A 13,153-nucleotide genomic window follows, 5' to 3' on the forward strand; every position below is an offset into this window, starting at 1 on the left:
TTTCCGAAAGTCTGTGTATGGCTACCGACGTGGTGAACGAACGCGGTGAGGCGGACCACAGCACCGACACGGACGCGGCGGCCGACTGTACGGTGACGCTCCACTTGCGGTCCTCGGCACCGGCGGCGGCGACGCGGCGGCAACGGAACATCCTGGAGCGGTTGCGGTCGCTCGCGTCAGACGGCGTCGTCCCCGACCTCCGGGTCGAGCGCTGGAGTTCGCGGGTGACCGTCTCCGCCGACGGGGACGACGGCGACCGTGGCCCGGTGGCGCTGTACGAGGAGTTCGAGACCGCTGTCGAGCGCGCGGACGCACGTCTCGAACCGTTCTTCGAGACCCGGGAGGCCGTCGGTGGCCTGCTCTCGGCGGGTCCGCCGACGGATCGGGTCATCGTCTTCCCGGTCGTCGCCCTGACCGTTCGCCGGGACGGCGAGGTGACCGGGCTGTTCCCCTGCTGGAACGACGGGACTCACCACAGCGTCGAGGACGCCCTCGACGCGCTCGCGACCGACGCTGCCGACCCGGAGAACCTCTGAATGGCCGCGTCACCGGTGACTGTGACGGAGCGCTGGTTTCCGTGACGACACACAAATCCGATATCGCGTCGAGCATTCCAGACGAACCGATGACGGTGACGGTGCGCCTCCGCTCGGGACCGTCGGCGGTCGCCGAGCGCCGGCAGCGACGCATCGTCGAGCGACTGGAAACGGTCGCCGACGAGGCCGACGAGGGCGACGTGGCGGCGCTTCGAACCGGCCGCTGGAGCGACCGCGTGCGGGTACCCGTCGCCGAAGGGAGTGCGGACGTCGAAGCCGTCACCCTCTACGAGGAGTTACACGCCGCCGTCGACGAGGCCGGGGGTCGCCTCCACCCGTTCTTCCAGGAGCGCGAGACGCTCGACCGATCCCTCGACGCGGCCGATCTGACCGAGAGGGCCGCCGCCGACGGCGAGCGCGACATCGTGTTCCCCGTGATCTGTCTCACGATCAGGCGGAGCGGTCGGCTCACGGGCGTCTACCCCTGCTGGATCGACGGCGAACACCACAGCGTCGAGGACGGCCTCGCCCGCCTCGAAGCCGCGGCGGGCGTGGCGGACCCTCCCCCGGCGTCGACATCGGGGGCGGCTGAGAATCTCTGGTGAACACCCGGCAGACAGTTCGTCATCCCTTTATTCGGCGACCGAGGAGAGGCGGGTATGTTCCTTGCCGCGCGCCGGGAGGTCGAAGCCGCCGTCGAGCATGCCCTCGACGCGCTCGACCTCCCCACCGACGACCTCGGGATCGAGGAGCCGCCGGAAGACGTCGACGCCGTCCTCGCTTCGAGCGTCGCCTTCCGACTGGCCGGCGAGGTCGGCGCTGCCCCGCCCGAGGTGGCCGCCGACATCGCCGCGGAGATCGACCCCGCCGACTACGAGTACGTCGGCGACGTGACCACGCAGGGCCCCTATCTCAATTTCCTGCCCAGCGACGCCTACTTCGCGGCCACCCTCGAGGCCGCCCAGGACGACGAGTACGGCCGGCTCGACCCGAAGGACACGTCGGTCGCCGTCGAACACACCAGCGCCAACCCCACTGGACCTGTTCACGTCGGCCGGGCGCGAAACCCGATCATCGGCGACGCGCTGGCGAACGTGCTCGATTTCGCCGGCTACGACGTGGATCGCCACTACTACGTCAACGACGCCGGCCGCCAGATGGCCGTGTTCACCTGGGCCTACGAGAAATTCGACGAGAGCGACCTCCCCGAACCGGAACGCGACCGCGCCGAGTACGACATGGTCCGGTACTACCGTAAGGGCAACACCTTCCTCGATGAGGCCCCCGAGGACGAAGTCGAAGCCGCCGAAGCCGAGATCCAGTCGATCATGCAGGGCCTCGAAGACGGCGACGAGGAGACCTACGAGCGCGTCAGCGAGGTCGTCGACACCGTTCTCGGGGGCATGCAGGAGTGTCTCGCCCGCCTGCCCGCCGAGTTCGACGAGTTCGTCAAGGAGACCCGGTTCATGCGCGACGGCTCGACCGACGACCTGGTCGACCGCCTGCAGGAACTGGACGAGGCGGTCTACGAGGAGGACGCCTGGCAGTTAGAACTCGACGACCACGGGATCGACAAGAACCTCGTCTTCCTCCGGTCGGACGGCACCAGCCTCTACGCCACGCGGGACCTGGCCCACCACGAGTGGAAGTTCGAGAACTACGACCGCGCCGTCACAGTACTGGGCGAGGACCACAAACTCCAGGCCCAGCAGGTCCGGACCACCCTCGAACTGCTCGGTCACGACACCGAGCCGCTCGATCAGGTGCTGTACTCCTACGTCAACCTCCCCGAGGGCAAGATGAGCACCCGCGAAGGGACCGGGATCGATCTGGACGACCTGCTCGACGAGGCTATCGACCGCGCCCGCGAGGAAGTCGAGGATCGACTGGAGGACCGCCTCCGGAACGACGACTTAGACGACGAGGACGTCGAGCGCATCGCCCACCAGGTCGGGATCGGTGCGGTGCGCTACGACATCGTCTCGAAACAGCCCGCCAAGGCCATCACCTTCGAGTGGGACCGGGCGCTGGACTTCGAGGCCCAGTCGGCCCCCTACGTCCAGTACGTCCACGCGCGCGCATGTGGAATTCAGGAGGAGGCTCGCGAGGCCGGCCACGAGGTGCCCGATCCGGCCGAGGTAGACGCCGACGCGCTCGACACACCGGAAGCCCGCCACCTGCTCGCGACTATCGCCCGCTTCCCGGCGGTGATCGAGGAGGCCGCCGAAGACCACCACCCACACGTCGTGGCCACCTACACCCGGGAGTTCGCGGAGGCGTTCAACGGCTTCTACCGGGCGTGTCCGGTACTCGACGCAGACGAGGAAGTGCGTGACGCGCGGCTGGCGCTGGTCGCCGCTGCACGTCACACCGTGGGCAACGCCCTCGGTGTGCTCGGTGTCGCTGCGCCCGAGTCGATGTGACTACACCGGGACGAAGAGGGTCGGAAGCACCGATCCCCCGGCGAACTGTACGGCCGCGAGACCGAGCCCGAGCGTCAACAGCAGGAAGATCAGCACCCAGCTCAGTCGGATGGAGTCGTCTGCCATACCGAGACGTGGCAGGAGGGACGGTTTAGATGTACCGCTTCGAAAGAAGGGCAGGTCGGTCCTGACGGGAGACCGGTCGAACGATCAGTTGAACAGGCCGAACACGCCTTCCTCGTCGTCCTCGTCCTCGTCGTCGGTGTCGGCCGCCTCGTCGTCGCTGTCCCCGTCGTCGTCGGTGTCGGGCGTCGCGCTCGGCTCGAACTCCTGTTCGGGTTCGACGCCGCCCTCGGTGTTTGCCTCGTAAATCTCTTCGAGGGTGGACGCCAGCCGCCGGTAGGCTTCGGCGGCGTAGCTGTCGGGATCGTTGATGAGCAGCGGTTCGTTCCGGGTGGCGTCCTGGTCCTCGGGGACGACGGCCAGCATCTCCATGTCGAGTTTGTCGGCGACTTCGGAGACGTTGGTGTCGTCGTCGGCCCGGGTCAGCACCGCACCGACCACGTCGCCGTCGATCCGTTCGGCCAGCTGGGCTGTCTTGACGGTGTCGCCGATGGCGACCTCGTCGGCGGTGGTGACGAGCAAGACGCCGTCGGCCAGTCCGAGGGGGACGGTCGTCTCGTGGCTCAACCCGGCCCCGGTGTCGATGAGGACGATCTCGTAGGCCGTCGAGAGCGCCTTGACGACCTTCCGGAGCTTCGCGGGGTCGGCGTCGGCGAAGGCCTCCAGGTTGCGCTCGCCGGGGACTACCGTGATCCCGCCGGGGCCCTCGATGATCGCGTCGCTGACGGCCGCCTTGCCGGCGAGCACCTGGTGGAGACTCGGTTCGTGATCTACGTCGAGCATCGCTCCCAGGTTGGCCATCCCCAGATCGGCGTCGACCACGACCACGTCGTGGCCGGCGTCCTGGAGCGACACGGCGACGTTGATCGCCGTCGTGGTCTTCCCGACGCCGCCCTTCCCGCCTGCGATTGTGTAGACGTATCCCGTCATACTTCCTGTTACCTTGCTACAGACAAGGGAAACATATAAACCCGTGCGTCTGCCGGGTTTTCTCCCCTCGTCCACGCCATCCCTGCCCGGGGCGACGGACCCGCCGCCACCGACACCCGGACGTCTGCTAGGTGAACACACGCCCGAATGGTTGAAAAGCGCCACGGTCTATTTCAATACGTGATTACGTGAAGTGATATACGGCGTTCCGTGGTCGGCCCGGCCCGGTCAACAGTTACTTACCTCGCATTCGGCTATACAGGAGTAATGAGTAGCTCCGAGCAGGACCAGACGGACAAACAAAAATACGAGTTCCAGAAGGTCATCGAGGACCTCAAAGAGTACGAGGGGTCGGGGACGCAACTCGTCACCATCTACATCCCCGAGGATCGCCAGATCAGCTCCGTCGTCGAACACGTCACCCAGGAGCACAGCGAGGCCTCCAACATCAAGTCCAAGCAGACCCGCACCGCCGTGCAGGACGCGCTGACCTCCATCAAGGACCGCCTGCGCTACTACGACGTCTACCCGCCCGACAACGGCATGGTCATCTTCTCGGGTGCCATCGACTCCGGCGGCGGCCGCACCGAGATGGTCACCAAGGTGCTCGAATCGCCGCCCCAGTCCATCGAGTCGTTCCGCTACCACTGCGATTCGGACTTCCTCACCGAACCGCTCGAAGAGATGCTCGGCGACAAGGGCCTGTTCGGCCTGATCGTGCTGGACCGGCGGGAGGCCAACGTCGGCTGGCTCCGGGGCAAACGCGTCGAACCCGTCAAGTCCGCTTCCTCGCTCGTCCCGGGCAAGCAGCGCAAAGGTGGCCAGTCCGCACAGCGTTTCGCCCGCCTGCGACTGGAGGCCATCGACAACTTCTACCAGGAGGTCGCCGGCATGGCCGACGACCTGTTCGTCGACCAGCGCCACGAGATGGACGGCATCCTCGTGGGCGGTCCCTCCCCGACGAAAGACGAGTTCCTCGACGGCGACTACCTCCACCACGAACTCGGGGACATGGTGCTCGGGAAGTTCGACGTGTCCTACACCGACGAGTCCGGTCTCTACGACCTGGTCGACGCCGCCCAGGACATCCTCGACGAACACGAGGTGATGCAGGACAAATCGGAGATGGAGGAGTTCTTCAAGGAACTCCACGACGGCGACCTCGCGACCTACGGGTTCGAGGCCACCCGCGAGAACCTCGTCATGGGCGCGGTCGACCGCCTGCTCATCTCCGAGGACATGCGCCGGGACGTGATCACCTTCGAGTGTCCCAACGGCCACGAGGAACGCGAGATCGTCGACCGCCGAGAGGACACGCCCGAGCACGACTGTTCGCGCTGTGGCGAGACCGTCGAAGCGGACGAAGACGACCGCGAGGACCTCATCGACCACCTCATGAACATCGCCGAACAGCGCGGCACCGAGACGAAGTTCATCTCCACCGACTTCGAGAAGGGCGAACAACTGCTGAACGCCTTCGGTGGCGTCGCCGGCATCCTCCGGTACGACACCGGCGTCTAAGCTAGTCGAGAAGCTGTTCTAGCTGCTGTCGCCGCCCCTGCAGATCGACGCGACTGTCGACACTCCCCGTCGTCGAGAGCCGATCGAGCACCAGCAGCGGGTCGGTCCCGGCTTCCTCGACGGCCGTGAACAGCTCCGCGATCTCCGCCCGGTTCAAGGCCAGCGAGTCCAGCAGCCCGAGCGCGATGGCCATCGGGACCGCCGCCGCACCCTCCGGGAACGGCTCACCGATCTCCCCGAAATCCGGGTCCGAAGCCGGCGGATCGGGGTCGGGTTCCAGCGTGAGACAGGTCGGGCAGATCGCTGCGCCCGGGGAATCCTCGGGGAGGTGTGGTCGCCACTCGTCGGCCACCGGAAATCGCACCAGCGGCGTCTGGCAGTGTGGACAGTTCATACCGGAGAAAGGACCGGCCGGCTGAAAAGGCTATCCCGATACACGTCTCCTCATGACACCGCTCGCCCGGCGGACTCGCTTGAATCGGTATCCCGGTCGCTTCGCTCCCGGCGATCCCGATTAATCGTCGGCCGAGACCTGCGCCGCTTCGCTCTGGGCCTCCTCGGCCGCTTCACGCGCTTCCTTCTCCTCCTCTTCTTTCTTGGCCTTGATCTTCTTCATCCGGAAGATCTCTTCTCGCTCTTGCTCCTCGAGTTTCTGCTCGATGTACTCCTGGTTTTCCTTGAGCTCGGGCAGAAGCTTGAACTCCAGGGCGTTGACCCGGCGCTTGGTCGTCTCGATCTCCTCGAGCATCTTCTTCATCGCCGTCTCGACCTCGGCGGCGAGGATGATCGTCTCTAAGAGTTCCTCGTAGGCCTCGGCGGTCTCGTCGATGCGCGCGCTCGTCCCGAGGACGCCGTAGCCCCGCTCGTCGAGGCTCTTTTTGACCTTGGAGGACTCGATCTGGGGGACGACCACGCCCATGATGTTCTTCGATTCGGTCGTGAGCTCGGGGTGCTCTTTGAGCGCGGCGGCTGCCCCTCGCACGGCCACGTCGCCCTCCATCGCGCGGGCCATGTTGATCTTGCGCTGGGCCTGCTCGTAGTTCTCGTTGAGGTCCGAGCGCACGTCCTGGGCCTGGTCCAGGATGTCCATGAACTCCATGATGAGGCCGTCACGCTTCTTCTCCAAGGTGTCGTGGCCCTGCTCGGAGAGTTCGATCCGGTCCTCGATCGCCATGAGGTTCTTCCGGGTCGGTTTGACGTCCTTAGCCATTACCGGGGATTACCGACCCAGGCGGTTAACTCTTTACAGACCGCTCTCCCCCGCGTTCGCCGCCGACGCCGACAGGGAACCGAGTCGCTCCAGTGCCGTCCAGACCGTCCACCCCGAGAGGACGACGGCCCCGACCACCTGCGGCGCGAGCGACCCCGGCGCGTACACCACCGGCCCCTCCAGCCCCGTCGCGAGCAACGCGACCCCCCACAGCGTCCAGACCCCCACGTGGACCGCCGCCAGCCACAGCGTTACTCGCCCGCGCCGAGGGTCCTCGGTTCTCAGCCCGTAGACGACGAACGCGACCGTGAACGAGACGAAGTACAGTACCCCACCGACGACGTGAAGTCGCTGCCCCTTCCGGAACAGTCCGACCATATTGAGGCCGTTCATCGACGCCGCGAGGAAGACGACCGCGAGCCGCTCGTATCGGTTCCCGTCGACGAGCAAGGCGACCCCGAACGGGAGCGCGGCCAGCCCCGTCCCGATCATCGCGTAGTTGAACACCGTCGCCGCCGGCCCCTGACCCGCCCCGAGATCCGACAGCGTGTGCTGGACGACCGAAAACGACGGCGAGAGCGCTATCGCGACCGCGATTCCGCCCAGCGCGATCGTCGGCGCGGCGACGCCGGAGACTCGACCCACGGTTGCCAGCCACCGCGCGTCCAGTCGCGCAAGTCCGTGTCCCCTGAGGACTTGCGTGCCAGCGGCGAGTGCGAGTACCACGACGGCCCCGGTCACCGGATCCACCATCGGTACCCAGTCACGTGGCCAGGGGCAAACCGTTTCGGGCGTGACGTGGGGTACTCATGACTCGTGACACCGGGACAGCGAAAGGAAAATGCGGTGTTACTCCTCGGCTTCGACGGCTTCGGCCGACTCGCCTTCGACGTAGTGCTCCTCGATGAGTTCCTCGTCGACGCGGTTGAGTTCCTCCTTGGGGAACATCGAGAGCAGTTCCCAGCCCAGGTCCAGCGTCTCCTCGAGGTCGCGGTTCGTCTCGAAGCCCTGCTGGACGAACTCCTCCTCGAAGCGGTCGGCGAAGTCCAGGTAGAGGTTGTCCCGCTCGGAGAGGGCCTCGCGGCCGACGATGTTCACGAGGTCGCGCAGGTCCTCACCTTCTGCGTAGGCGGCGTACATCTGGTTCGAGATGTCGCCGTGGTCCTCGCGGGTCAGGCCCTCGCCGATACCGTCGTCCATCAGCCGCGAGAGGCTGGGCAGGACGTTGACCGGCGGTTCGATACCCTGACTGTTGAGGTCACGGTCGACGTAGATCTGCCCCTCCGTGATGTAGCCCGTCAGGTCCGGGATCGGGTGGGTGTCGTCGTCGCCGGGCATCGTCAGGATCGGGATCTGCGTGACAGAGCCCTCGTTGCCCTCGATCCGGCCGGCCCGCTCGTAGAGCTGGGCCAGGTCCGTGTACATGTACCCGGGGTAGCCACGGCGGCCCGGGACCTCCTCCCGTGCGGCACCGATCTCGCGCAGCGCCTCACAGTAGTTGGTCATGTCCGTCAGGATGACGAGGACGTGATACCCCTTGTCGAAGGCCAGATACTCGGCCGTCGTGAGGGCCAGTCGCGGCGTGACCGTCCGCTCGACTGCGGGGTCGTCCGCGAGGTTCATGAAGACGACCGAGCGTTCCAGCGCGCCGGTGCGCTCGAAGTCGTCCATGAACTCGTTGGCCTCCTCCTGGGTGATCCCCATCGCGCCGAAGATCACTGCGAACTCCGACCCTTCGTCGTCGTCGCCCTCCTCCTCTTCCGGCACGGTCGCCTGCCGGGCGATCTGGAGCGCGAGGTCGCTGTGGGGCAGCCCCGACGCCGAGAAGATGGGGAGCTTCTGGCCCCGGACCAGCGTGTTCATGCCGTCGATGGCGGAGACGCCGGTCTGGATGAACTCCTCGGGGTACTCCCGGGAGTAGGGGTTGATCGCCTCGCCGACGATCGGTCGTTCCTCGTCCGGTTCGATCTCGGGGCCGCCGTCGATGGGCTCACCGGTCCCGCTCAGGACGCGCCCGAGCAGGTCCTCGGTGAGCTTCATCTGCATGGTCTCGCCGAGGAACCGGACCGACGAGTTCCGGTCGATCCCTTCGGTTCCCTCGAACACCTGGATCGCGACGAACTCGCTCGTCGATTCGAGTACCTGTCCGCGGCGAGTCTCGCCCTCGGGTGTCTCGATCTCGACGATCTCGTCGTACCCGACGGGTTCGTCGACTTCGGCGAACACCAGCGGACCGCTGATCTCCGTGATGGTCTGGTATTCTTTCTGCATTAGTAGAGCTCTCTGATCTGGTCTGTGATGTCGTCTTCCAGTTCCTCGATGTAGCTCTCCCACTCTTCCTGCACGCCGATGCGGTTCAGGCGGGGGAGTGCCTCGACGTCCGTGATCTCCTCGACGGGGACGCCGGCCTCGAGCGCCTCGAAGGCCTCGTCGTTGAACGTCTTGATCGCCCCGAGGATCCCGTAGGTCTTCTCGGGTTCACAGAAGGTGTCCACGTCGTGGAACGCGTCCTGCTGGAGCCAGGCCTCACGCAGGAACCGCGCGACCTCGAGCGTGAGCTGCTGGTCCTCGGGCAGGGCGTCCTTCCCGACGAGCTGGACGATCTCCTGCAGTTCCGTCTCCTCGTCGAGGACGTCGATCGCCCACTGGCGCTGTTCGGGCCAGTCGGCGGCGACGTTGTCCTCGAACCACGGGTCCAGCTGATTCCGATACAGCGAGTAGGACTCGTTCCAGTTGATCGCCGGGAAGTGCCGACGCTCCGCGAGGTCGGCGTCCAGCGCCCAGAACGTCTTGACGATCCGCAGCGTGTTCTGGGTGACCGGCTCCGAGAAGTCCCCGCCCGGCGGGCTGACCGCTCCGATCGCCGAGACCGAGCCCTCGGTGCCGTTGATGTTCTCGAAGTAGCCGGCCCGCTCGTAGAACTCCGCGAGGCGGGCGGCGAGGTAGGCCGGGTAGCCCTCCTCACCGGGCATCTCCTCCAGCCGCGAGGAGATTTCCCGCATGGCCTCGGCCCACCGCGAGGTGGAGTCGGCCATCAGCGCCACGTCGTAGCCCATGTCACGGAAGTACTCCGCGATGGTGATCCCCGTGTAGATACAGGACTCACGGGCCGCGACGGGCATGTTCGAGGTGTTCGCGATGAGGCAGGTCCGGTCCATCAGCGCGTTCCCGGTGGTCGGGTCTTCCAGTTCCGGGAAGTCCTCGATCACTTCGGTCATCTCGTTGCCACGCTCGCCACAGCCGACGTAGACGACGATGTCCGCGTCGGCCCACTTGGCGAGCTGGTGCTGGGTGACCGTCTTCCCCGAGCCGAACGGTCCGGGAATCGCGGCCGTCCCGCCCTTCGCGATGGGGAACAGGCCGTCGAGGATGCGCTGGCCCGAGACCAGCGGGGTCGTCGGGGTCTGCTTCTCGTCGGCGGGGCGCTGGGAGCGGACGGGCCACTCCTGGCGCATCTTGATCTCCTCGCCGTTGTCGAGTTCGACGACCGTCTCCTCGACGTTGTAGTCGCCGGACTGCACGTCGACGACTTCGCCGCCCTCGTAGTCGGGCGGGACCATCACTTTGTGGTCGATGCTGGGCGTCTCGGGGACGATCCCGACGATGTCGTTGGGCTCGACCTCGTCGCCTTCTTCGACCTCGGGGTTGAACTCCCAGGTCTTCTCCAGGTCGATCCCCGGTGCGTCGACACCGCGGTCGAGGAACGCCGATCCCATCTTCTCTTCGAGCACGTCGAGCGGGCGCTGGACGCCGTCGTAGATGGCGTCGAGCATGCCCGGCCCGAGGTCGACGGAGAGGGGCGCTCCGGTGGACTCGACGGGTTCGCCCGGCGAGACCGCGGAGGTCTCCTCGTAGACCTGGATGGTCGTGATATTGCCCTCGATTTCGATGACTTCACCCATCAGTCCCTCGTGACCGACGTAGACCACGTCGTTCATCTTCGCGTCGAGGTCTACAGCCGTCACGACGGGACCGCTTACGCTCTCGATCTGTCCGTCTTCGCGGACGTCGGATTCTGTCGCTTGACTCATAATCTAATCTTCCTCCATGAGGTCGATACCGATAGCTCGTTTGATCTGGTCGCGCAGGCCGCCGCTGCCGGCACCCTCGCCGCCGAGGGTGACGAGCACCGGTTCGACGCTGGTTTCGACGTCGTTGCGGACACCTCGCGAGAGGTGCTCCAGATCGTCGTCGTGCATCACGAGGATGCCGACCTCGTCGTCCGAAAGCATCTCTTCGACCGCGTCGTCCAGCTCCGCCGCCTTCTCGTCGTCCGGCACGTCCGCGAACTTGCGGACGCCGGCCAGCCGGAAGCCCGTCGTGAAGTCCGGGCTGCCGATCACCGCGATCTCCTGGCTCATAGTATCACCAGCTCGTTTTCGATCTCCTCCTGTGAGAGGCCACCTTCCCGGCCGCGCGCGATGGCGCGGATGTTGTCGACCTCCCGCTCCTTGGCCAGCACGTACGCCAGGACCGGACAGATCGACAGCGGATACCGGCTGGATAGCCGCCGCGAGTACTCCAGTAGCGCCGCGTCGACCGCGCGCTCGAACTCCAGCAGACTCCCGGCCTCTTCGAGCGCGTCGAGCCCGTCACGCAACTCCTCGCCGTAGCGGCTCTGTCGGACGTGCTCGACCAGTCGGTCCATGTCGCCGGCCAGCTGGCGGATCTCGGTGGGGCTGAACAGGTCCCCGCCCTCGATGTAGTACTCCGCGGCCTCCATGTCCGCACCGCTCCGGGCGATCCGGAAGGCGTTCCGGAGGTTCCGGAAGTCGACTTCGGCGCTGAGGAACTCCACGTAGAGTTCCATCGGCCGACTGGGCTCGGTCGGGAGCCCGGTCAGGAGGTCCTCGTAGAACGACCGGTCGAGCGCGTTTTCGAGGGGCACCAGCACGTCGCTTTCCTCGTAGACCTCGTAGGCCTCCTCGAGGGCGTCGCCGTACCGGGTCGATCCGAGTCGCTCGACGATCCCCTGGATCGAGCCGGCCGCGAGCAGCTCGTCGAGCAGTCCCTCGTCGAACTCGCCGGCCCTGATCAGGTCGGTCTCGATGTTCTCGCGGCTCTCGCCGGAGTAGTTCCCGCGGATGATCGTCTTGACGTTCCAGACGTCGAACTTCCGCAGGTAGCGGGCGATGTACCCGTACAGTTCACCCTCCGACCAGCGCAGCAGATCCTCGAAGTGTTTGGCGACGTTGCGGTTCAGCGCGTACTCGATGAGATCGACCCCGGAGTGGCGAGCGCCGAGCGCGTTCATCTCGCTTTCGTACTCGCTTTCCTCCATGAACCGGGCGATCTCGCCCGGCCCCATTCGGGTCAGCTTCCGGTAGTCGTCGTCGTCGAACAGCGACGCCCGGCGCGAACGGACCCGCGCGATCACGTACTCGTAGTTTCCGGGGCCGCTCGTTTTTTCGGTGTCGATCATTGCTCGAACAGTTGGTCGCTGATCTCGCCTAGGTTCTCCTCCCAGACGTCCTCGAGGATGGCGTCGAAGGTGTTGTTCACCCGAACGCGGGACTGCTCGCTGGTGACGACGACGCCACCGAGACAGTCGTACTCGCCGACGTACTCCCCGTCGTAGTCCATCTCCGAAAGCAGCGACTCGATCAGCTCCTCGTCGTCGGCCCGGCCTCGCACTTCCAGCGTCGCGTCGTCGTCGAACTCCGCGACGGTTCCCTCCAGCAGCGCCGCGGTCAACTCCTCGCGGTCGTCGCCGTCGATGTCGGCGATCTCTTCCTCGGCCGTCTCCCGAACGTCACCGAGGACGTCACGGCGGGCCTCGAGACGGGCCTGTTTGGCCTCCAGTTTCGCGCTGGAGAGGCGCTGTTCGCGCTCCTGTTCGATGGTCGATTCCACTTCGGCCTCGCGCTCGTCACGGATCTCCTCGGCGTCGCGTTCGGCTTCGGCGAGGATCTCCTCGGCTTCGGCTTCCGCCTCTGACCGAATGTCCTCCGCACGCGCGCGGGCTTTCTCCCGTATGTCCTCTACGACTGTATCAAGGCTCATCGTTAGAAATGGGAAGGGCGGTTTAGACGAAGACGACGACCAGCGCCAGGATCACGAGCGTCTCCGGCAGGACTGTCAGGATGAGCCCACGACCGAACATCTCGTCGTTCTCGGCGATGGCCCCGACGGCCGCCGCCCCGATACCTCGCTCCGCGTAGCCCGCACCGAGGGCCGCCAGACCGACCGCCAGCGCGGCTGCCGCGCCAGTCGGAATCGCAGGCTGCGGGTTGAAATTCTGAAGAAGCGTTACCAGCACCGTCGTGGCTTCGAGTACTCCGTTCATGGTTGGGTCCTCAAGTGGCTCTCCGAACAACCGGATATGGCCCTAGCGCCCCCATAAAACTTCTCAAATACCGTCGTCAGTACGTGAGATAGCCGTGCGAGACGGTCTCACGGCTCCTCGTTCA

At 65.9% G+C, this 13,153-nt stretch carries 15 protein-coding genes; 4 read left to right on the plus strand and 11 right to left on the minus strand.

What is annotated here, in order from left to right; all coding sequences use genetic code 11:
* Nucleotides 1–17 precede the first annotated feature (17 nt).
* From BV210_RS09085 to argS, 3 genes are read left to right on the plus strand one after another with little or no spacing between them, the layout of a single operon-like run.
* Nucleotides 18–536 (plus strand): HTH domain-containing protein, encoded by a 519-nt coding sequence (locus BV210_RS09085; RefSeq protein ID WP_084802606.1) that lies wholly within the window; start codon nt 18–20, stop codon nt 534–536.
* A gap of 41 nt (nt 537–577) precedes the next feature.
* Nucleotides 578–1,141, plus strand: coding sequence for an HTH domain-containing protein (locus BV210_RS09090; RefSeq protein ID WP_157525947.1), 564 nt, complete (start codon nt 578–580; stop codon nt 1,139–1,141).
* A gap of 54 nt (nt 1,142–1,195) precedes the next feature.
* On the plus strand, nt 1,196–2,959 hold the full coding sequence (argS, locus tag BV210_RS09095; RefSeq protein WP_077206353.1) for an arginine--tRNA ligase: 1,764 nt from the start codon (nt 1,196–1,198) through the stop codon (nt 2,957–2,959).
* On the opposite strand, the gene BV210_RS20765 is transcribed toward argS, so the two are convergent.
* Nucleotides 2,960–3,085 (minus strand): hypothetical protein, encoded by a 126-nt coding sequence (locus tag BV210_RS20765; RefSeq protein ID WP_256385535.1) that lies wholly within the window; start codon nt 3,083–3,085, stop codon nt 2,960–2,962.
* 84 nt (nt 3,086–3,169) lie between these two features.
* The gene (locus tag BV210_RS09100) at nt 3,170–4,012 is read right to left on the minus strand and encodes an AAA family ATPase (RefSeq protein WP_077206354.1); all 843 of its coding nucleotides are present in this window, start codon (nt 4,010–4,012) and stop codon (nt 3,170–3,172) included.
* Between the two features lie 267 nt (nt 4,013–4,279).
* Here BV210_RS09100 and prf1 point away from each other — a divergent pair, with 267 nt between their 5' ends.
* Nucleotides 4,280–5,533: a peptide chain release factor aRF-1 gene (prf1, locus tag BV210_RS09105; protein ID WP_077206355.1), complete on the plus strand. Its 1,254-nt coding sequence runs from the start codon at nt 4,280–4,282 to the stop codon at nt 5,531–5,533.
* A 1-nt stretch (nt 5,534) separates the two neighbouring features.
* Here prf1 and BV210_RS09110 read toward each other — a convergent pair whose 3' ends face one another.
* The 9 genes from BV210_RS09110 to BV210_RS09150 form a co-directional block, all read right to left on the minus strand.
* Nucleotides 5,535–5,927, minus strand: a complete 393-nt coding sequence (locus BV210_RS09110) for a DUF6276 family protein (RefSeq protein ID WP_077206356.1) — start codon at nt 5,925–5,927, stop codon at nt 5,535–5,537.
* A 120-nt stretch (nt 5,928–6,047) separates the two neighbouring features.
* Nucleotides 6,048–6,743, minus strand: coding sequence for a V-type ATP synthase subunit D (locus tag BV210_RS09115; protein WP_077206358.1), 696 nt, complete (start codon nt 6,741–6,743; stop codon nt 6,048–6,050).
* A 33-nt stretch (nt 6,744–6,776) separates the two neighbouring features.
* Nucleotides 6,777–7,496 carry a DUF998 domain-containing protein gene (locus BV210_RS09120; protein ID WP_077206359.1) on the minus strand — a complete coding sequence of 240 codons (720 nt, stop codon included), beginning with the start codon at nt 7,494–7,496 and terminating at the stop codon, nt 6,777–6,779.
* Between the two features lie 96 nt (nt 7,497–7,592).
* Nucleotides 7,593–9,014, minus strand: coding sequence for an ATP synthase subunit B (locus BV210_RS09125; protein WP_077206361.1), 1,422 nt, complete (start codon nt 9,012–9,014; stop codon nt 7,593–7,595).
* The gene (locus BV210_RS09130) at nt 9,014–10,774 is read right to left on the minus strand and encodes an ATP synthase subunit A (RefSeq protein ID WP_077206362.1); all 1,761 of its coding nucleotides are present in this window, start codon (nt 10,772–10,774) and stop codon (nt 9,014–9,016) included. Before BV210_RS09130 ends, BV210_RS09125 begins: the two co-directional genes overlap by 1 nt.
* 3 nt (nt 10,775–10,777) lie before the next feature.
* Nucleotides 10,778–11,104, minus strand: coding sequence for a V-type ATP synthase subunit F (locus BV210_RS09135; protein WP_077206364.1), 327 nt, complete (start codon nt 11,102–11,104; stop codon nt 10,778–10,780).
* Nucleotides 11,101–12,165: a V-type ATP synthase subunit C gene (locus BV210_RS09140; RefSeq protein ID WP_077206365.1), complete on the minus strand. Its 1,065-nt coding sequence runs from the start codon at nt 12,163–12,165 to the stop codon at nt 11,101–11,103. Before BV210_RS09140 ends, BV210_RS09135 begins: the two co-directional genes overlap by 4 nt.
* Complete coding sequence (locus tag BV210_RS09145) at nt 12,162–12,746, minus strand: V-type ATP synthase subunit E (protein WP_077206366.1); 585 nt, start codon at nt 12,744–12,746, stop codon at nt 12,162–12,164. Before BV210_RS09145 ends, BV210_RS09140 begins: the two co-directional genes overlap by 4 nt.
* Nucleotides 12,747–12,768: 22 nt before the next feature.
* A complete protein-coding gene (locus BV210_RS09150; protein WP_077206368.1) occupies nt 12,769–13,029 on the minus strand; it encodes a F0F1 ATP synthase subunit C in 261 nt (86 codons plus the stop codon).
* Nucleotides 13,030–13,153: the final 124 nt, after the last annotated feature.

Origin of the sequence: Halorientalis sp. IM1011 (assembly GCF_001989615.1) — an archaeon.
Lineage (GTDB): Archaea > Halobacteriota > Halobacteria > Halobacteriales > Haloarculaceae > Halorientalis.